The organism is Vibrio sp., from assembly GCF_047973365.1.
Taxonomy (GTDB): Bacteria; Pseudomonadota; Gammaproteobacteria; order Enterobacterales; family Vibrionaceae; genus Vibrio.
In genome coordinates this window covers 22,136-41,656 of record NZ_JBKEBW010000112.1, presented here as the reverse complement: position 1 = coordinate 41,656, position 19,521 = coordinate 22,136, and the positions used below count along the sequence as shown (strand labels likewise).

The following is a 19,521-nucleotide window of genomic DNA, read 5'->3' as shown; positions in this document are numbered from 1 at the left end:
TGCCTAACCTTGGGGCAACTGATATAAATACAATAGACAATGACATTAATGAATTCACCCTGGTTATTAATTTGGTTCATTAATGGTATTGCCATAACGATTATAGATTCGGAACGAGAATGACTAAGTTTTACGCTGAAATTACCGGTTGGGGTAAATGTCTACCGCCAGCAACTTTATCCAATGAAGACCTAAGCACTTTTTTAGAAACTAATGATGAGTGGATTCGTACTCGTACTGGTATCGAAAACCGACGCATTAGCCACGTTAATACTTCTGACTTAGCGACAGTTGCAGCAAAAAATGCTCTAGCGTGTGCTGGGATTGAAGCCAGTGACCTTGATTTAATTATCGTCGCTACCTGTTCACCAGACACTTTAATTCCTAATATTGCCTCTAAAGTCCAGTCAAATCTGGGTAACAAAGGTGCTGCGGCATTTGATATGAACGCGGCTTGTACGGGTTTCTTGTACGGTTTGGAAACGGCAACGCGTTTAATTCAAGCGGGTAACTACAAACACGCATTAGTGATTGGTGCTGAGCGCCTCTCTTTCTATCTTGATTGGACGAAACGCGATACCGCAGTTTTGTTTGGAGATGGTGCCGGTGCTGCAATATTAAGCCGTACTGAGGATGCTGTAGGTTTACAACAGGCACAAATTGGTTGTGACTCTGAAGGACGTGATATTCTCGCGGTACCTAAATTCGGTACCGCGATGGATCGCTTTGCTGCCGACAATGGTTATTGGGATTTTAACTTTATCGGCAAAGATATCTTCAAACGCGCTGTACGTGGTATGGGCGCAGCTGCTAAGCAAGTGCTGCAAACCAGTGGGTTATCAAACCAAGATGTTGATGTTGTGATTCCTCATCAAGCCAACATCCGTATTATCCAAACGTTGTGTGATGTTTCAGGTATCAATCAAGACAAGGCTTTTGTAAACATTCAAAATTACGGCAACACATCGGCAGCTACTGTGCCGATTGCGCTATGTGAAGCGCTAGAGCAAGGTAAAGTGAATCCGAATGACAATATTCTTGTAGCGGCATTTGGTGCAGGTTTAACTTGGGGGGCGGGTCATATCAAATGGGGTCAGCGTGTAACACCAGTAAACACTTGTGATGCTACTCTGCCTGAGTGTGATAAATCTGCACTTGAGCTTCTGCATGTCGCCATAGAATACTGCAAACGCAAAAATGGTTAATCCAAAAATTATTAAAAAAGAGTGGCAAGTCTGCCACTCTTCTCACTTACATTTCAGCTTCTGCCACCATACGTTCTTGCTGTTGAAGTTGATACATGGCCTTATATCGACCGTGATCCAGTTGCATTAGCTCATGATGGTTACCTTGTTCGATAAGATGCCCTTTATCGAGTACCAAAATCCGATCGGCATGATGAATGGTGGATAGTCGATGCGCTACTACGATCAGTGTCACTTTACCTCTCAACTCATTTAAAGCGCGTTGAACGATTTGTTCTGTTTCACTGTCGATGTTGGCGGTCGCTTCATCCAACAACAAAATCTTAGGTGATCCTGCCAATGCCCGAGCGATAATCAATTGCTGCCTTTGACCCGTCGATAAACGCAAGCCTCCTTCACCTAACTGGGTTTGATATCCGTCGGTCATTTGCATAATCACTTCATGCAAATGAGCTTGTTTAGCTGCTCGTTCTACGGCTTTTTGAGTTAAGTTCCTGCCCATATCAATGTTATCAAACACAGTCGTTGCCTGAACGAATGGCTCCTGAGGGATAAAACCAATCAATTGACGCAGAGTTTTCGGTGAGTACTGGTTAAGCTCATGTCCATCAATTTTTATAGAACCTGCCTGTGGCTGATAGAAGTTCAGTAACAGGTTAAGCAAAGTTGATTTACCACTGCCAGTATGCCCGACGATAGCGAAGAACTTACCTGATTCAATTGTGGCATTGATGCTGTGCAGAACGGGTTTATTGGTTTGGTAGCTGAAGGTAAGATCTTCAATGCTTAAATCCCCTTGTTCAATCTGATCCCAACGAATGTCTTTTTTCTCCGCAGAGGATTCTTGTAACAGCTCATAGATGCGATCGCCCGCTACAACAGCTTGTTGATATAGGCTGAAACGCTGAGTTATTTCAACCAGAGGTTCAGTAAAACGCCCTAAGTAACTCAAGTAAGCGTATAGAACACCAACTTCTGCCACGCCTTCTACCACTTGCAAACCAAAGAACCACACCACGCCAGCTAAAATCAGGATGCTTAATAAGTTAATCGCAGGGCGAAGCAACATTGAACCAACAATCACAGCTTTTAAGCGTGTGTCGTAGTACTGGCTGTTAATGTTCTCGAACTGCTGCTGTTTGTTGTTTTGTTGGTTTGTCGCTTGAATAACCGTCATGCCGCTAATGGACTCATTCATCGTTGAGTTGATGTCTGAGCGCAGTTGTCGGCTTTGGGTTACCGCATTCACACTGAATTTCTGGTAAAGGTAAATTAAGCTCACAACCGCAGGTATCAATGCAAGAGCGACCAGCATCAATTGCAAATCCAGTATTGCCATAGCGGTCAGGATACCAATCAGCAAAACCAAGTTGGCTAAGATGTTTGATAAGAACTGCACATAGATATCTTTGATCGATTCCGTGTCGTTGGTGATTCGGCTGAGCAGTTGCCCAGTTCGTGAGTAATCAAAAAACGACACCGGCAGCGTCAACACATGCTTAAACAAGCGCTTGCGAATGTCCAATACCGCATTGAGTGCTATGTCCAAAAAGCGCAGTGTTTGTTGATACTTTAAGTAGGTACCTAACAACACCGAGATAGCGAACAGCGAAATCACGCCTACCACAGGCCAAACAGGGTAGTGGTTCTGCATAACGAATTCATCAATAAACACTTTACTGAGCATTGGACCGAGTACATCAAAACCTGTTGCCAGTACCACCAGTAATAACGTTTTAATAAACAGCGACTTTTCAGCAAAGACATAACTCATCAGAAGCTTAATGGAACCTGAGCTGTTTTTCTCTTTCATTGTGTTTGTCTTGCTCATATCTGCTCTTCCTCCAAAGCCTGCTCCATCTGCTGATAAGCCGCCATGCGTGAATACCAACCATCAAGGCCAATAAGCTGATGATGTTTACCACGCTCAATGATTTCGCCGTGAGAAAGCACAATAATCTCATCTGCGTGTTCAATAGCAGACAGGCGATGACTGACTACAACAACGGTTTGTTCTCTTCGTTGTTGTAAATGCTTAATGATCAGTTTCTCTGTTTTAATATCAACGGCGGAGAGAGCATCATCTAAGACTAATATCGGCGCTTGGCTTATCAGCGCACGAGCAATGGAAATTCGCTGTCTTTGCCCACCGGAGAGAGTTACACCGCGTTCGCCCACTAGGGTTTGATAGCCTTCAGGAAATTGCAGTATATCGTCGTGAATCGCTGCTAGTTTCGCCGCGTGATAAACGTCTTCATCGGTGGCGTTTGACATGCCGATACGGATGTTTTCCATGATGGTCATACTGAATAGGAAAGCGTCCTGTGGGACGTAGGCATACAGACCGCGTAATTTCGCCAAAGGGATATCAGCTATCGAAACACCAGAAACGGAAATATCTCCTTGGGTAGATTCCCAATAACGCATTAACAGATGAAGCAGAGTCGATTTCCCTGAACCGGTTGCTCCCGTAATACCAAGCACTTGGTTTGGCTCCACATTGAGTGAGAGGTTTATCAGTGTGCTTTGGTTGGTGCCTGGGTAATCAAATGTCAGATTTTTTACTGCAAGCGCGTAGTCTTCAGGCAGCTGTGTGCCTTTATCTGTAACGGAATCTGGCAATTTCAATAACGATTCCAAGCGACCAATAGCCGCATTACCTCGCTGCAAAATGTTCATTAACCAACCAAATGCGTACATCGGCCAAATTAATTCAGACAAATACAGAGTAAAACTGGTTAGCTGACCGACCGTTAAACGACCTTCGCTAATTTGCCAGCCACCGACGAGCAAAGCAATCAACAGGGCAGCCCCAAGGCTTAGTTGAATAATAGGGTCAAACAGAGCTTCCGAGCGCTGCACATTGTAAGTAGTGCGCGCAGATTGCTGGGCAATCTGTGCAAACTTGTCTGACTCAATTTCTTCACGCCCCATTGATTTAATTAAACGAATGCCGGACACCGACTGCTGTGTTTGTTCGTTTAGGGTAGAGAAAGAATCTAATGTCTCTTTAAATTGGTGATGGATACGATTCGACAGCTTATAGAAACCGTAACCCATAAATGGAAATGGGATGATAGCTAAAATTGCCAGTTGCCAGTCAATGAAGATGAACATCATGATCAGCACCAGAATGAAAGTGAGTAGCCCATCAAAGCCAGACAGAATACCTTCACCTGCGGCAACTTCTACGGCATCAATATCGTTTGTGGCTCTCGCCATCAAATCGCCAGTAGAGTGGGTGTTGTAGAACGCTTGTCCCTGACGAAGCAGACGATGATAAAACTGCTCACGCAGTATGTTCCCCAACTTATAGGAAGTACCGAACAACATTCTTCGCCAGCCATATCTAAGCAGGTATACCAAAATACTGACGCCTAACAGGGCGAATAAATAGATTTCAGCCTGAGAAAAGTCTTTGGTTTGTAATAGCTTATCAATGGCATTACCAATAAGCCACGGCACCGCCATGTTGAGCATCGCAACGGCAAACAGCATCAATAACGCGATAGCGTAAGTAAAACGATGCTGGCGGAAAAACCACTTTAGGTGTTGATATAACTGCATTGCTGAGTGTTCTTATATTTTTATTTTTCTATTAAAGAATGATTATCTAAAAAGAAAGGAAAGCTGAACCCAATAACCTTCATTTCCCTTGATAGCTTGAAAGATGGGTACGACGTAAACTTTACCAACCTCACGTCCGTTTTGAAATCGAAATTTTGCTTAAGTTATCTTCGCTAAGGAAGAACAAAGAAATAGGCTGGGCAAACGCTCTTGTCGAGAAATTTGCCCAGTTAGTAGGAGTTGCTCTGTTAGTAGAAAGTTGCTAGGACGCGGTCATAGAGAAATTAAAGAGTCACGCTCTTCACCATTCCCGCTTCAGCATGCCCCGGAATATTGCAAGCAAACTCAACGTTGTTGTCCCCGTGGAAATGCCATGTGATCTGCTTTGCTTTACCCGGCTCAACGGTGACAGAATTTCCCGAGTCGTGCATCTGTTGACCGTTCATACTCTCCATCATTTCACGATGTTCAATTTGTTCTGTAACAGAGCCGATGGCGAATTCGTGGTTAATTTTCCCAGTATTCATCACTACGAACTGCACGATATCATTCGGTTCAATTTTCACTTCTTTTTTGAAGGTGATTTTCATGTCGTCAGAGAGCATAACGTGAATCACTTTGTTCGGTTTTGAGCCCGCCGCTGGCATACCTACATCAGACATACCATCCATACTCATCATGTTGTCATGGTTCATCGACATGCCTTTGTTCATGCTCGCTGAAGCCATTTGGCTGTGATCCATCTTGCTATTATCCATTTGGCTATGATCCATTTTATTTGGGTCCATTGAACTGGAATTGTTCATGGCAGCGAAAGCGACAGAAGAGCTGATAGTCAGTGCAATTGCGAGAGTTAGCTTTTTCATGTTTGTTTCCTTATTCGTTAATCGTTAATCGTTAATCGTTAATCATTTTTGGAAAGTGAGTTCGTTTCACGCTGTTTCCACAACTTGAAAATAGCTGGGATAACCAGCAGTGTGAGTAATAGGGCAGAAGCCATTCCTCCAATCATAGGTGCAGCGATGCGTTGCATGATCTGCGAGCCAGTACCGTGTCCGTACATAATCGGTACCAGACCAATAATGACTGTAATCACTGTCATCATTACCGGACGTACGCGCAGCCCAGCACCTTCGCGGATGGCTTCGTTTAAATCATCTTTGTTTAGCGGAACATTTCGTTCCTGCGCTTTGAGTTTGGTGTAATGCCATGCTTGGTTGAGATAAACCAACATGATGACGCCAATTTCAACCGCTACACCCGAAAGCGCGATGAAGCCAACGCCAACCGCAATGGATAAGTTGTAATTGAGCGAATACATTAGCCACAAGCCGCCAACCATCGCCAGCGGTAGGGTTGCCATGATGATTAAGACTTCACCCACTCGTCTAAAGCTGAAGTAAAGCAATAGGGTGATGATGGTCAGCGTAATTGGGATAACAACGCTAAGACGTTCTTTTGCTCGCTCCATATATTCATACTGCCCAGACCAAGCCAATGAATAACTCGCAGGGAGTTTTAGCTCATCAGCGACACGTTTCTGCGCTTCTGATACGTATGAACCTAAGTCACGACCATCAATGTCGACAAATACCCAACCATTCGGACGCGCATTTTCTGTTTTGATCATCGGCGGACCATCTTCGTAGCGAACATCGGCTACAACAGCCAGCGCAATGCGCGCGCCGTTAGGTGTTACCAATGGCAGGTTTTGCAGTTTCACTACCGAATCACGGTAGTCTTGCGGATAACGAACGTTGATAGGGTAACGCTCCAATCCTTCAATGGTTTCACCGACATTCATGCCGCCAACGGCTGTGGAAACTACTTGTTGTACGTCTTTAATATTCAGCCCGTAACGTGCGGCTGCTTTACGTTTGATATCAACAGTAACGTATTGACCGCCTGCTACACGCTCTGCGTAAACAGAAGCTGTGCCATTGATTTGATTTAGAATTGGCTCGAGTTGCGAACCGATTTTTTCGATTGTTGCAAGCTCAGGACCTACGATCTTAATGCCAATCGTTGTCTTGATACCGGTCGCTAACATGTCGATTCGCGTTTTTATCGGCATAACCCAAGCGTTGGTCAGACCCGGAAACTGAATCAGGCTGTCCAGTTCCTTGCGTAGCGATTCAGTCGTCACACCTTCACGCCACTCTTCGCGAGGTTTAAGTTGAATAACCGTTTCAATCATGGTGAGTGGTGCTGGATCGGTTGCGGTGTCAGCTCGTCCCACTTTGCCCCATACAGTTTTGACTTCAGGTACTGTCTTGATCAACTTATTGGTCTGCTGTAATAGTTCACGAGCCTTACCGATTGAAATGCCCGGATAAGTCGTTGGCATATACATCAAATCGCCTTCGTCTAATGGCGGAATGAACTCACTGCCCAATTTGCTGGTTGGATAGTAAGCAGAAGCCATTAGAGCCAATGCCAAAACGAGTACAGATTTTGGATAGTTCAGGCTTAAGTTCAGTAGCGGGCGATATAAGCCGACCAACGCACGGTTTACAGGGTTCTTGTGCTCAGGAAGGATTTTTCCTCGAATAAAATAACCCATTAACACAGGAACTAGTGTGATAGCTAAGCCAGCGGAAGCTGCCATCGCGTATGTTTTGGTAAAGGCTAGTGGAGAGAACATTTTCCCTTCCTGACCTTCAAGCGCAAACACGGGAACGAAACTTAACGTAATGATAAGCAGCGAGAAAAACAGTGGAGGACCCACTTCCTGCGCGGCGTCGCCTATCACTTGCCAGCGGTTTTTATCCGTCAGTGGTGTACGTTCAATATGCTTGTGCACGTTTTCGATCATGACTATCGCGCCATCCACCATAGCGCCTATAGCTATGGCTATTCCCCCCAAGGACATGATGTTGGCGTTGATACCTTGCCAATGCATAACGATAAATGCAGACAAGATCCCGACAGGCAGGCTAAGAGCAATAACCAATGAAGAACGGATGTGGAACAGGAACAGAGCACACACAATTGCAACCACAATGAACTCTTCCGCTAACTTCTTCCAAAGGTTTTCAACTGCGGCGTTGATCAGGGTTGAGCGATCATAAGTTGGAACTATTTCCACACCATCGGGAAGACCACGTTGTAGCTCTTTCAATTTAGCTTTGACGTTGTCGATGACCTGACTGGCATTTTCACCAAAGCGCATCACAATCACACCGCCAACCGCTTCACCTTCGCCGTTGAGTTCTGAAATTCCGCGGCGCATTTGTGGACCTAATGAAATGTCCGCAATGTCACCAAGCAGCAGTGGTGTGCCTTTGTCGGTCACTTTTAGCGGTAGAGACTGAATGTCTTCAATATTGGTTAAATAGCCAGTGGTGCGAACCATATGCTCCGCTTCAGCCACTTCAATAACCGATGCACCTGTCTCTTGGTTGCCGTTCTGAATTGCCATGTTGACTTGCTGGAGTGTCAAGTTGTAGGCGCGAAGCTTGGCTGGATCAATCTGGATCTGATACTGCTTGACCATACCACCAACCGTCGCAACTTCTGATACACCATCAACAGTCTGTAGCTCGTATTTTAAGAACCAGTCTTGCAGGCTGCGTAGCTGTGCCAGATCGTGCTTGCCTGTCTTATCTTGCAGTACATAGCTGAACACCCAACCCACACCTGTAGCATCAGGACCTAGGGTTGGTTTTGCGTTTGCAGGCAGTTTAGGCGCTACTTGGCTGAGATATTCCAGCACCCGAGATCGAGCCCAGTACATGTCAGTCTTATCATTGAAGATGATGTAGACGTACGAGTCACCAAAGAACGAATAGCCGCGTACAGTTTCTGCTCCGGGTACAGCGAGCATGGCTGTAGTCAGCGGGTAGGTGACTTGGTCTTCGACTACCTGCGGAGCTTGTCCCGGGAAGCTGGTTTTAATAATAACCTGAACATCTGATAAATCAGGAATAGCATCGACAGGAGTATTTTTAACGCTAAATAAGCCGCCAGCCATAAGAGCAACGGTAGCCAGAAGAACCATAAAGCGGTTCTTCAGAGACCAGCGAATAATGGCATTGATCATTGCTTGTCTCCCATTCGCTCAATACTTTTTAGTGCGTAGTCATTGTTCTGCTTTTGCACTAGAAACCGTACGCGATCACCTTCCTCCAGACCGTTCAGTTTAATGTCCGGGTCAACGGTAAAATTCATTTCACCCGCTTGCCAGTTCCATTCGGAAACCGGTAAGTGTTGTAGGGTAATCATGCCGAAATCTTGCATTAGCATGGTGATATCACCTTCAACCCACACCTCGTCATTTGAGATACCGTCGATACGTGCCAGATCGGCTGTTTGGCTTGATTCTGAATCCAGTAAGAAATGCGCAGACGTGACAACGTTACTTTTTTCTGTCAGACCCTGTAGCACTTCTACTTTGTCGCCAGCTTCTCTTCCTATCTGAACTCGTGCAGAACGATATTTGCCTTCACCTTCAGACAAAACTACTCGAGTCATACCACCAGAGCGAATCACTGCCGATTTAGGGATAGTCAGTACGGATTCATCCGTCACAGGTTGCAACGATATGTTGGCAAACATATTGGGTTTTAAATCCCCTTGAGGATTCGGGAACTTAAGACGTAAACGCAAGGTGCGAGTTTTAGGATCTAAAATAGGGTAGACATAATCTATTTCGCCTTGCCACTCTTTAGTTGGTAACGCATCCAATGTCATCTTGGCTTTGCTACCTGCCTTAACCCAGTGTGACTGGCGCTCAAACACTTCAGCATCAACCCAAACATTTTCCAAAGGACCCGCACTAATAACGGCTTGCGCTGGAGATAGATAACCCCCTTCGCGTACATTTAAGCTGGCGATGACGCCATCGGACTTGGCTTTGATATCGATGGTTTGTGATGCTTTTCCACGTTTAACGATCGATTGAATTTGTTGGCGGTCAACGCCTAAAGTAACCAACCTTTCCGTTGCCCCTTTAACGAGTCCATCTCGTCCCGTGCGGTAAGCATTAATCAGTTCTTCTTGTGCTTTAACCAATTCAGGGGAGTACAGGGTGAACAGCACATCGCCTTTTTTAACTTTGTCGCCAATAGCATTAACGTTAAGTTTTTCTACCCAACCTGCTACGCGTACGTTGGTTTGCCACAGCAGACTTTCATCAAAGGCAATATAGCCAACGGTTTCAATACTTGGCGACAATGGTGTGATTTGGGCCGACGCGACTTTTACGCCCAGATTATTCTCAACCGCTGGATCGATAGTGACAGTACCAGGCTTTTTATCTTGCGCTGTGTCATCGGCGTAAACAGGAATCAAATCCATACCCATCGGTGATTTTCCCGGTTTGTCGCGTTTATAGTTCGGGTCCATCGGTGCCACCCAGTACAGAGGCTCATTACTGGATTGTGCTTGGTTGTTATCACTGTCGCTCATTTGCGCAGTGTGATTTGACATATCTGTCTGGGATAAAAGAGTTTGTGCACCAAAGCCTAGCGCAGCGCCGATAACAAGCGCGAGTGTTGTAACGTGAAGTGTTTTCATAATTCTATGCCTTGTTATTGCTGCTCTGATGTTATGGATATTTCTGGCTTATCTACCTGATAGCTATAGCTATTTAAAAGCGCAGATAGATTGTTATTAACCAGATTCAGATCGGTGATGAGGCGCTGGTATTCCAGCTTCAATGCAAGCTCATCACGAGTGGCTAAAATCACATCATTAAATTGAGCGGTGTTGTTTTGATAACCCCTTTCGGTTGCTTTCACACGCGAGTCCGCTTGTGGTAACAAGGTAGATTCAAAACGATCAAGGCGCTGAACCAGGTTGTTCTTGTCAATTAGCAGAGCATTGACTTTGGCATTCATTTGACTGAGCAAGGTATCCTTCTGCGACTGAGCAGCGCCGACTTGGTACTGGGCTGCAGCTAAGTCTTTATCTTGCTTGTTGCCAGTAAACAGAGGGACATCCATTGTGATATAGGCACTGACTAAATCAGAGGCTGGCTCACCACGCATATCGTCTGATTGGCGATAGGCATACATCACTTCAATACCAAACTGAGGGGCATATGACTCGCGAGCAATGTCTACTTGAGTTCGACGTACATCAATAGAAGCATCAAGCATTTGCACTGTCGGGTTTTGATTGAGTTGCGCGTAGTAATTTCGGCTGCCGGCTGCATTCTCTATGTTTTGTAATGCATCCCAGTTGAGCTGATTGGTTGCTTTGAAATGATTTGAATTTAACAACCAGTCTGATCCTAGCCATTCTGATAATTGAGCGATCAGTCGTTGTTGCATTTGCTCATTGGCTTGGATTTTCTCATCTAACTTGGCAACTTGCAGTTGAGCGTTAATCAGATCTTGAGCTTCACTTTTACCAATCGAGTAATTGGTTTGGATGAAGTTTTCAAGCTCACTCATCAAGGTGCGGTTCTCTAGCATAACTTGATTGGCAACTTGCTGGTAGCCTAATTCAAGCCAAATTTGGGTGATGGCATTAGCGACTTCAAGTTCTCTAGCGGAAACCTTTACTTCTAATGCGCTGGCTTGTTGACTGGCTTTTCTGTCGCTGAGATCGGCGGTATCACCACGGTTGAACTGCTGCATGAAACCAACAGTAATATTGGTCATTGGGTCTTCATCGAAAGCGAAACTATCGGTAGGCAGACCTGTGACGCCAAATTTCAGTTTTGGGTCCATTAAAGTTGCACTGGCTTTGCCTGTTTCTCGCATTGCTTGCGCTTCTGCGTAGTATTGGCGGCGTGTTCCGTCATTGGAAAGTGCAGCTTCAATAAGTTGAACAAGTGTTTTGTCCGGTGTTGACGCTTGACTAGCAAAGGCTTGCTCACTAACAAGTGGCTCGTTAGCATAGACAGTTGTCGTTAACACCGCAGCACTGATAGACAGTGCTATTAGGCATTGTTGAATTTTCACGAAATTTCAATCCATCACTGAGCGCATGATGCGCACGGAAATACTTCCGCAATAATATGCGGAACCTAAGATCTAGAGATGGATTTAGGCAGTGGGCGGTCTTTCGAGGCTTCTGGTGGTGTGAATAACATCACCGAATTTAGGTGACGAAAATAGAGCGAGGGAAGTTGTTGCTGTCAGCAGTTCATCAGGAACAATCAAAATGGCGGCGGCTGAAGCGCAAGTGGTATCGCAACAGTTATTAACGATGTCTGCTGACATCTGGCATTGGCTTTGATTCATTACCATATCAGCATTAGATTCAGAACCATGTTCCATTTGCATCTGGTGATGTGAAGACATCTGCTGAGTTTGGCAAATTGCCGAGGTTGATTGCATCATATGCGACATAGAGTTGCTCATCATTCCTGCACTTGTAGCAACACCCGACATAAGCAGAGCTGCTAATGTCATAAGGGTGACCCAAGTTGTTGAAATAATGTTTAGGCGCATAATGAACGGCATTGATTTATTTGAATCAAGTATAAAGTCTTCCCCTAGGGTAGGGTCAACTACTTAAATCAAATTAAATATTTAAAGTTAAGAAGTCATACCATTTCTTGATTAACTCGATATTATATAAGCCGTTCTGAGGCTTGGGAGTGTTTTGAACCACCCCCTGCCTTTAATAATTGTTATCAAGGAGAGCAGTATGCCTCATCAAATTATCAGCGATCTAAGCAAGCGTTACACCACTAAAAAATATGATGAAGAGAAACGTATTTCTCAGCAGGATATGGCAGTTATTAAAGAAGCCGTGCGTCTTTCAGCATCATCGATTAACTCACAGCCATGGAAATTTATCGTTATTGAAAGTGATGCAGCGAAACAGCGTTTCTACAACACTTTCGCCAATAAGCATCAGTTCAACCAACATCATGCAAAGGCTGCCTCTCATACGATTTTGCTGGCGTACGATCCAAAGTTCACTAAAGAAAAATACGCTAAACGCTTAGACGCAGAAGTGGTTGCGGGTCGTTTGTCACCAGAGAAATTCGATGCACGTATGGGCTCTTATGCTTTCGCTGAAGCCAATACAGATGAAGCGGGTTTTAACAGTGGTTGGACTAAAGCTCAGGTTTACATTGCTCTAGGTAACTTGCTACACACATTGGCGCGTCTAGGCATTGATTCAACACCGATGGAAGGGGTTGATTCACAAATGATTGGCGAAGAGTTTAAACAAGAACTTAATGGTCACGTATGCGAAGTGGCTTTAGCGATTGGTTACCACAAAGAGGGTGAGGACTATAACCACGGCTTGCCGAAATCTCGTCTGTCGATGGAAGATGTAGTTACAACGTTATAATTTAAGTTGCAATTCTATCTGTCAGTAATGGCTATTAGTAGTGTTACTGACAGATCATTCTCATTTAAGGGCATTTTCTAGATTCTTTTTCAGCTACTTTTGGCATCAGCAAACTCTTTGCTTAACCATGATTTCAATATCAGGACGTTTTCATTGCGCAATTTCTCCGGTTTGCACACGAAGAAAAATTGCTGATGAGGGTTATTCACAGGTGTTCCTATTTCTACCAATAGCCCATGTTTGATTTCATCGCGAACAAAAAGACGATGTGTAACGAATACCCCCAGCTTTCTAATCGCGGCCTGAACCGCATGTATCGATGCTATGAAGTTTAAATTGCGTTGTTGCTTCGGCACAGGGAGCTCGTTGCCATGACACCAGACACTCCAGTCATGTTTTCGTCTTAGGTTTTCTGCATAGATTGCAGGATAACGTTGAAGCATTTCAGCCGCGCTTGGTGTTTCCTGCGTTGAATCTAGTAGCTCTGGGCTACAAACCAGTAAAAGCTCATCATCACCGAGTTTTTCGCAATAGTAGTCTTCCCATTCATCTGTTTTACCATGAATGATGGCGACATCGACGCCTTCTTGGTTAAGATCAAAGGGTCCTACCAAATTTGATAGGCGAATATCGACATTGGGTGCGTACTGCTGAAAGTTGTCAACGCGTGGAACCCACCAGTGAATCGCTAACGAGTTGATCATGTTAAGCGTTATACGGTTGGATTGCGGCTGCTGTGTAACGGCGTCTGTTGCATCTATGATGGTTTTCAACGCTGGCGCAATATCGTTATAGTATTTCTGACCTACCGCATTGAGTTGAACCTGTCTGCCAATGCGTAGCAATAGTGGTTGCTCAATAAGCGATTCCAAGCTTTTGATAGCTTGGCTAATTGCCGAATGGCTAACATTAAGCAGACCTGCAGCTTGTGTCATGCTTCCTGTCTCTGCTACCGCAACAAATGCGTAGAGTGATTTAAGAGGAGGTCGTCTATTCATATGTAAGTTTATCTAACAGGTTTGTTTAAATATATTCGTTTTTTTCTCTGTTGTCATTGATCTACTATGGGCGCGTCAATAGGGGGATATCATGTTGTTAAAGAATCACGCCGTACCTTATATGCTCATATCAACTTTTAGTATGTCGTTAACTGGGCTTATTTTAAAAAAACTTACCGAAATGATGGGAATTGAACTTTTAACATTCCTTCGTTTCTTAATGCCTGCATTGTTACTTTTTGCCATGGTTGCAGTTTCTAAACTGCCTTTACCACCGCGCACGGTATTAAAGCCAATTATCATACGAGGTTTCTGTATTGCGGGTTGCCAACTGTGTTTTATTGCATCGCTTAACACGTTAACACTTGTTGAAAGCTCGGTACTGTTTGGCACTGGACCATTGTTCATTGCTGTACTGGAAAAGCTGTTTTTCAAAGTAAAAGTAAAGGCGGAAACCAAGTTTGGTTTGGTAGCAACATTTGTTGGCGTACTGTTACTAGCCGGTGATGTGACCGGAATCCAGTTTAGACCAGAGTTACTATTCGGTTTAGGGGCAGGCTTATTCAACGCAGGTTCGCAAGTCAGTCTGTTTCGTGCAAGTAAGCGAGAAGTGAAGCCTGCGGTTCTCAACAGTTGGACTTTTCTTATCGCGGCAATAGCGGTGCTGCCGTTATCATTTATCTTCGGTTTGTCAGAGATGGATATGCAGATATTACTTCAACCCCAACACAATCTATTGGTTTGGGGATGCCTGTTTGTACTGTCAATCACTGTGGTTGGGAATCAAATTTTGCGTTCAAAAGCTTATAAGTTGGCAGACAGCAACTCTCAACTCGCGCCACTGATTTTCACAAACCTACTATTCACAGCCATATGGCAAGTACTGTTCTTTGATGAAACCTTCTCTCATTATCAGGTTATGGGGATTGCTTTGATTATTGTTGCTTCACTGATGAACAGCTTTGCTGCAAAAGTATTTAAGTACTTTTATCATACTAAAGCGCATCAAGTTTAAAGATTTTTGATGAGGCTTAGAGAGGCGTTATCCTTTATTGAATTACGCCTTCAGAGCTTACATTTGCCTAATCAAAGCCGCTGACTTATTTAACAAGTATGGGCGTAAATATCCGACAGTATTGGATAAGGGCAACACACATTCGGGTAAATTGATGTTCAATACATCTCGAATGTAGTTGCGGCGACATTCAATACGTGACCAAAGCTCTGGGTATGCTTGCTGTATTTGCTGCTGCAATTCATGGTCGGCTAAGCCTATGGTGTCTTCAATACTGGCTCCAGCATATCCGGCAATAGATGGAATAATGTCTATTTGCAGCATCATGCCACTACATAACTCAACTTCTGAAGTCGCGCTCATGGGTGAGCTCAGCCATTCTTCATCAGCCACAAAGTGCCCCGGATTTAGATGCCAGTGATATTTTGAGCGCGGTAATACGGTGTCGATAAGCTGATAGATATCTTTACCACAAACGCCGAGCTGCATATTTTCCAACCAATGGATGACGGCGTTGTAGTAGGGTATTGCAACTTTTTCAACATAATCACTGACTTGCTGTGGCAGTTCGTATTCATTATTCACCACATAAGCAGATCGACTGGTTAAACCGCCTTTATATCCCGTGGTAAGTGAGAATTTGTCACCCAATGAAATGGCTTTGTCCCGTGGATAGAGTTGAGCATGGTCGAAGCGATCACCGCTTGCCGCTATTTGAATTACGCTGTTAGGCTGGCCGCTTAAAGAAAGTTGAGAGCCAATCTCTTTTTCGCTTTTACCGAGTTCAATAGCATTAAGTGCCGTGAGCACTGCGCTTGAAGCAAGGTTGGCGCCATATTCGTAATGGGCAATTTCGTTGGCGTTATTTGTCGTTCTGGCTCCAATGCCCGGTGCAATATAAAGGTGTGTGGCGTTGAAGATATGCGTGTTTGGAACTATCTCTTTCACTGCTTCAACCACAAAATACGGTACGTCGAACTGGGCTTGTTTTGAAATACGCGTTCCAGTAAAAAGCTTCCAGCCAACTATTCCAATCTTATGATTTGGTTGAATGCCTGCTGCTACAAGTGTTTCAGAAAGTGGTGCATCTCCATCCATCGGTTGATTAGGTAATGAAAAAACGGGGGCATGAAGACACTTACCTGAAAGTCGTGCATGGGGCACAAGCTTGAGGTTTTCATTACCCATGATGTAACTGATTTCGCCAGAATGTTTCAAAATCATCAGTGCTTCTTCAAAACGAGGAATGAATCCGCTCAAGTACTCGAAGTTGCTGCCGTGTTCTTTGTCTGCATATATTACCAATACATCCAAAGATTCAGCTTTCATTATCTCGGTTAACTTTTTAGCGCGAGCCTGAATGGTTTCATCACTTAGAAGAGTTGTTTTTACATTATGGAAAATAGTTGGTTGTTCTACCGTTTCAAGCTGAAAGGTGTTGTTTCTTATTTGCATAAATCAGTACTCAAATTGTTTAGTTTTATTAAGGTCGAACTCTAATTAACGATAACAATGTTTAGGTCTATCATGGAGCTAAAGTAAAAAATTATAAGAAATTAAATTTCGTTTTCCATTTGATGAATACTTAGGTATTTCTCACTACCTGACGAATACAGCTTGCTAACGCATTAGCGGCAGGGGTAGGTATCGAATTATGGCGTGTCATTAAACCGATACCTCGTTTCGTGCCGCCTAATTTGACACGAAGTGGAACAAGTATCCCCTGAGATACTTCGTAATCTAATTGGTGTGAAGATACTACTGCCACCATATCTGAACGTAATAACAATCCACGAACAACAGCTAAGTCACCACTTTCTACTGTAGGCTTTGGCGCCGATAAACCAATTTTTTTGAACTCAGTGTTTAGTAAGTGGCGTGAGGGGGCATTATTTCTCGATAATATCCATTGAGTATCTTTAAGATCCTTAAATCCTACGTGTTTATCTGTTAACGGATGATTAGGTCTAGCTAACAGTATAAGTTCTTCTTCGAACAGTATCTCTGTTTTGATTTCTGGGAATGATTCCTCGGATCTCAATGCTCCAATAATGAAATCAATCTCTCCTGATGATAAGCCAGCTAGTAGGTTAGAGAAGTCACTTTCATTTGTCGCCACTTTAACGTTTCGATTTTTACTCATCAGTTCAATAATAGCTTCTGGTAATATCCAAGCTCGACTAAGAGGGAGTGCCCCTACATATATCGTGCCCGTTATATTACCTTGATAAGCTTCGATATCTTCAGGAATACGTTTTATGGAATTTAATGCACGGCTAATAAATGGAGCAATTTCGTTACTCGCAGGTGTAGGAACCATTCCTTTGGGTGTTCTATAAAACAGCGGAGTTGAAGCACCTTTCTCCATGACTTTTACAGCAGCACTTACGGCTGGTTGTGTAATATTTAAGTCATTCGCGACGTGCAAAGTGTAGTGCTTTTTGTGTAGCCCCAAAAAAATTAGAAGTCGGTTCTCATTGTATAACCAAGATGGTTCTTTGAGCTCTGTTGCACGTCCATATTTAGGTTGTAGTCTACTTAAAATATAAGGGATCTGATTAAGCTCTTCTAACGCAGATTTTGCTCGCGGAAAAATAACGCTGCCGATATCCGTTAACATCATTCCACGGGCGTGCCTCTCGAACAATGGAACGTTCAAAATGTGTTCGAGGTCACGAATCAGTCGAGTAATTGCGGACTGTGTCCGAAACAAATTAAGCGCGGCTACAGATGCAGAACCTGTTTCAACAGTCATGCAGAAAGCTCTTATCTGCATGATTGTTATGGGTAATTTATCTTCGTCTTTTTTCAATTTAGATTATTCATTGAGTTCCACATTTAACCAACATAAATAAAATTCATACCTAATTCAATAGAACTCACTATTCGCTTTTTAGAGGTAGCTTCATACTGAATCCAGTTGTTAAAGAAAAAGAGAGCTATTATGGAATCATCTAATAAAAAAACGGCACTGGTAGTTAGCGCTCATTCTGCGGATTTTGTTTGGCGTTCAGGTGGTGCTATAGCATTACATGTTGAACAAGGTTATCACGTCCATATTGTATGCTTAAGTTATGGCGAACGCGGTGAATCAGCAAAGCTTTGGCGTAAAGGTAATATGTCTGAAGAAGTGGTGAAGTCTGTACGCCACAAGGAAGCAGAGGATGCAGCAAAAGCACTAGGTGCGACTATTGAATTCTTTGATATGGGAGACTACCCATTACGTGCAGATAAAGAAAGCTTGTTCCGTCTTGCCGATGTAATGCGTCGTTTGCAACCTGAATTTATTCTGACGCACTCAATGCAGGATCCCTATAACTACGATCACCCACTTGCAGCGAATTTGACTCAGGAAGCTCGAATTATTGCGCAAGCTGAAGGTTATCATCCAGGCGAAAAAATCGTAGCGGCTCCACCAGTTTATTGCTTTGAACCACACCAACCTGAACAATGTAACTGGAAACCAGATGTATTGTTGGACATTACCAGCGTTTGGGATAAGAAATATGCTGCTATTCAATGTATGGCTGGTCAAGAACACTTATGGGAATACTACACACGTGTAGCGCTTCAACGTGGTGTTCAGGCAAAACGTAACATTGGTATCGCTAATGCGAAAACCATTACCCATGGTGAGGGGTACCAAAGCATCTTCCCTAGAGTAACGGAGAACTTGGCATGAGCATTATCAATAAGAAAGGGGTTGTTGTAGAGAACATCGAACGAGTGGATTCTAGTTTGCTACCAAGATTTGCAAAATACGGTGTAGCGACAGTGCATGAAGCTCAAGGTCGCCAAGGTTTGCTTAATGTGCGTGTTCGTCCTATTCAGCAAAACTGTTCAGTCGCGGGAAATGCTGTGACAGTGTTAGTGACTCCCGGTGATAACTGGATGTTCCATGTTGCTGTAGAACAGTGCAAACCTGGTGACGTACTTATTGTTGCGCCAACATCAGATTGCCATGATGGTTTTTTTGGAGACTTACTCGCGACATCGTTGAAAGCACGCGGCGTGACTGCATTGATTGGTGATATTGGTATCCGTGATAGTCAAACTCTGCGCGAAATGAACTTTCCAGTATGGTCGCGAGCAGTTTTTGCTCAAGGTACAATCAAAGAAACATTAGGTTCAGTGAATGTTCCTATCGTATGTGCAGGCCAAGTTGTTTATCCTGGCGATGTTGTCATCGCTGATGATGACGGTGTTGTTATTGTTGCTCATGAAAAAGCACAGCAAGTTGCTGATGCAGCTCAAAACCGTGTAGATATGGAAGAGAGTAAACGAGTACGATTTGAAGCAGGTGAACTTGGTTTGGATATTTACCAAATGCGAGAGCCTCTTGCGAAAAAAGGATTACGCTACGTTAGTTCTCTAGAAGAATTACAGTAAATCCCCCCAAACTGCTCAACAACAAAATTATAAAAAATAATACCTATATAATTTAAAGAAAGTAATAAGCCTCGATATATGGTTCTAT

At 43.8% G+C, this 19,521-nt stretch carries 15 protein-coding genes; 5 read left to right on the top strand and 10 right to left on the bottom strand.

All coding sequences use genetic code 11. The features are described 5' to 3' along the window. Positions 1–119: 119 nt before the first annotated feature. Positions 120–1,205 carry a ketoacyl-ACP synthase III gene (locus ACK5MF_RS14485; protein ID WP_416923306.1) on the top strand — a complete coding sequence of 362 codons (1,086 nt, stop codon included), beginning with the start codon at positions 120–122 and terminating at the stop codon, positions 1,203–1,205. A gap of 46 nt (positions 1,206–1,251) precedes the next feature. Here ACK5MF_RS14485 and ACK5MF_RS14480 read toward each other — a convergent pair whose 3' ends face one another. The 7 genes from ACK5MF_RS14480 to ACK5MF_RS14450 all read right to left on the bottom strand — a co-directional run bounded on the left by ACK5MF_RS14480 (position 1,252) and on the right by ACK5MF_RS14450 (position 12,136). Beyond that, a complete protein-coding gene (locus ACK5MF_RS14480) occupies positions 1,252–3,036 on the bottom strand; it encodes an ABC transporter ATP-binding protein (RefSeq protein WP_416923305.1) in 1,785 nt (594 codons plus the stop codon). Continuing rightward, positions 3,033–4,772, bottom strand: a complete 1,740-nt coding sequence (locus ACK5MF_RS14475; RefSeq protein WP_416923304.1) for an ABC transporter ATP-binding protein — start codon at positions 4,770–4,772, stop codon at positions 3,033–3,035. Before ACK5MF_RS14475 ends, ACK5MF_RS14480 begins: the two co-directional genes overlap by 4 nt. A gap of 284 nt (positions 4,773–5,056) precedes the next feature. Further along, positions 5,057–5,638, bottom strand: a complete 582-nt coding sequence (gene copI / locus ACK5MF_RS14470; RefSeq protein ID WP_416923303.1) for a copper-resistant cuproprotein CopI — start codon at positions 5,636–5,638, stop codon at positions 5,057–5,059. A 38-nt stretch (positions 5,639–5,676) separates the two neighbouring features. Next, positions 5,677–8,814 (bottom strand): efflux RND transporter permease subunit, encoded by a 3,138-nt coding sequence (locus tag ACK5MF_RS14465; RefSeq protein ID WP_416923302.1) that lies wholly within the window; start codon positions 8,812–8,814, stop codon positions 5,677–5,679. Then, positions 8,811–10,289: an efflux RND transporter periplasmic adaptor subunit gene (locus tag ACK5MF_RS14460; protein WP_416923301.1), complete on the bottom strand. Its 1,479-nt coding sequence runs from the start codon at positions 10,287–10,289 to the stop codon at positions 8,811–8,813. The genes ACK5MF_RS14465 and ACK5MF_RS14460 overlap by 4 nt, the downstream gene beginning before the upstream one ends. A gap of 14 nt (positions 10,290–10,303) precedes the next feature. Next, complete coding sequence (locus ACK5MF_RS14455; RefSeq protein ID WP_416923325.1) at positions 10,304–11,677, bottom strand: TolC family protein; 1,374 nt, start codon at positions 11,675–11,677, stop codon at positions 10,304–10,306. A 90-nt stretch (positions 11,678–11,767) separates the two neighbouring features. Continuing rightward, a complete protein-coding gene (locus ACK5MF_RS14450) occupies positions 11,768–12,136 on the bottom strand; it encodes a hypothetical protein (protein WP_416923300.1) in 369 nt (122 codons plus the stop codon). Between the two features lie 238 nt (positions 12,137–12,374). Between ACK5MF_RS14450 and ACK5MF_RS14445 the strand changes: the two genes are divergently transcribed. After that, the gene (locus ACK5MF_RS14445) at positions 12,375–13,031 is read left to right on the top strand and encodes a nitroreductase family protein (RefSeq protein WP_416923299.1); all 657 of its coding nucleotides are present in this window, start codon (positions 12,375–12,377) and stop codon (positions 13,029–13,031) included. 89 nt (positions 13,032–13,120) lie between these two features. Here the strand turns inward: ACK5MF_RS14445 and ACK5MF_RS14440 are convergent, their stop codons facing one another. After that, the gene (locus ACK5MF_RS14440) at positions 13,121–14,029 is read right to left on the bottom strand and encodes a LysR substrate-binding domain-containing protein (protein ID WP_416923298.1); all 909 of its coding nucleotides are present in this window, start codon (positions 14,027–14,029) and stop codon (positions 13,121–13,123) included. 91 nt (positions 14,030–14,120) lie between these two features. Between ACK5MF_RS14440 and ACK5MF_RS14435 the strand changes: the two genes are divergently transcribed. Continuing rightward, positions 14,121–15,044 (top strand): DMT family transporter, encoded by a 924-nt coding sequence (locus ACK5MF_RS14435; RefSeq protein ID WP_416923297.1) that lies wholly within the window; start codon positions 14,121–14,123, stop codon positions 15,042–15,044. Positions 15,045–15,101: 57 nt separating this feature from the next. Here the strand turns inward: ACK5MF_RS14435 and ACK5MF_RS14430 are convergent, their stop codons facing one another. Together ACK5MF_RS14430 and ACK5MF_RS14425 are read right to left on the bottom strand one after the other, a co-directional pair. Further along, the gene (locus ACK5MF_RS14430) at positions 15,102–16,499 is read right to left on the bottom strand and encodes a M24 family metallopeptidase (RefSeq protein ID WP_416923296.1); all 1,398 of its coding nucleotides are present in this window, start codon (positions 16,497–16,499) and stop codon (positions 15,102–15,104) included. Between the two features lie 130 nt (positions 16,500–16,629). Further along, positions 16,630–17,820 carry a LysR family transcriptional regulator gene (locus ACK5MF_RS14425; RefSeq protein WP_416923324.1) on the bottom strand — a complete coding sequence of 397 codons (1,191 nt, stop codon included), beginning with the start codon at positions 17,818–17,820 and terminating at the stop codon, positions 16,630–16,632. Between the two features lie 168 nt (positions 17,821–17,988). Here ACK5MF_RS14425 and ACK5MF_RS14420 point away from each other — a divergent pair, with 168 nt between their 5' ends. Continuing rightward, the gene (locus tag ACK5MF_RS14420; RefSeq protein WP_416923295.1) at positions 17,989–18,726 is read left to right on the top strand and encodes a PIG-L deacetylase family protein; all 738 of its coding nucleotides are present in this window, start codon (positions 17,989–17,991) and stop codon (positions 18,724–18,726) included. After that, the gene (locus ACK5MF_RS14415) at positions 18,723–19,433 is read left to right on the top strand and encodes a 4-carboxy-4-hydroxy-2-oxoadipate aldolase/oxaloacetate decarboxylase (protein ID WP_416923294.1); all 711 of its coding nucleotides are present in this window, start codon (positions 18,723–18,725) and stop codon (positions 19,431–19,433) included. The genes ACK5MF_RS14420 and ACK5MF_RS14415 overlap by 4 nt, the downstream gene beginning before the upstream one ends. Positions 19,434–19,521: the final 88 nt, after the last annotated feature.

Excerpts from the sequence above, each read along its gene's own strand:
- ACK5MF_RS14430 (WP_416923296.1), bottom strand. The coding sequence starts at position 16,499 with ATGCAAATAAGAAACAACACCTTTCAGCTTGAAACGGTAGAACAACCA.
- ACK5MF_RS14465 (WP_416923302.1), bottom strand. The coding sequence starts at position 8,814 with ATGATCAATGCCATTATTCGCTGGTCTCTGAAGAACCGCTTTATGGTT.
- copI (WP_416923303.1), bottom strand. The coding sequence starts at position 5,638 with ATGAAAAAGCTAACTCTCGCAATTGCACTGACTATCAGCTCTTCTGTC.
- ACK5MF_RS14460 (WP_416923301.1), bottom strand. The coding sequence starts at position 10,289 with ATGAAAACACTTCACGTTACAACACTCGCGCTTGTTATCGGCGCTGCG.
- ACK5MF_RS14475 (WP_416923304.1), bottom strand. The coding sequence starts at position 4,772 with ATGCAGTTATATCAACACCTAAAGTGGTTTTTCCGCCAGCATCGTTTT.
- ACK5MF_RS14450 (WP_416923300.1), bottom strand. The coding sequence starts at position 12,136 with ATGACATTAGCAGCTCTGCTTATGTCGGGTGTTGCTACAAGTGCAGGA.
- ACK5MF_RS14435 (WP_416923297.1), top strand. The coding sequence starts at position 14,121 with ATGTTGTTAAAGAATCACGCCGTACCTTATATGCTCATATCAACTTTT.
- ACK5MF_RS14445 (WP_416923299.1), top strand. The coding sequence starts at position 12,375 with ATGCCTCATCAAATTATCAGCGATCTAAGCAAGCGTTACACCACTAAA.
- ACK5MF_RS14420 (WP_416923295.1), top strand. The coding sequence starts at position 17,989 with ATGGAATCATCTAATAAAAAAACGGCACTGGTAGTTAGCGCTCATTCT.
- ACK5MF_RS14480 (WP_416923305.1), bottom strand. The coding sequence starts at position 3,036 with ATGAGCAAGACAAACACAATGAAAGAGAAAAACAGCTCAGGTTCCATT.
- ACK5MF_RS14425 (WP_416923324.1), bottom strand. The coding sequence starts at position 17,820 with ATGCAGATAAGAGCTTTCTGCATGACTGTTGAAACAGGTTCTGCATCT.
- ACK5MF_RS14440 (WP_416923298.1), bottom strand. The coding sequence starts at position 14,029 with ATGAATAGACGACCTCCTCTTAAATCACTCTACGCATTTGTTGCGGTA.
- ACK5MF_RS14415 (WP_416923294.1), top strand. The coding sequence starts at position 18,723 with ATGAGCATTATCAATAAGAAAGGGGTTGTTGTAGAGAACATCGAACGA.
- ACK5MF_RS14485 (WP_416923306.1), top strand. The coding sequence starts at position 120 with ATGACTAAGTTTTACGCTGAAATTACCGGTTGGGGTAAATGTCTACCG.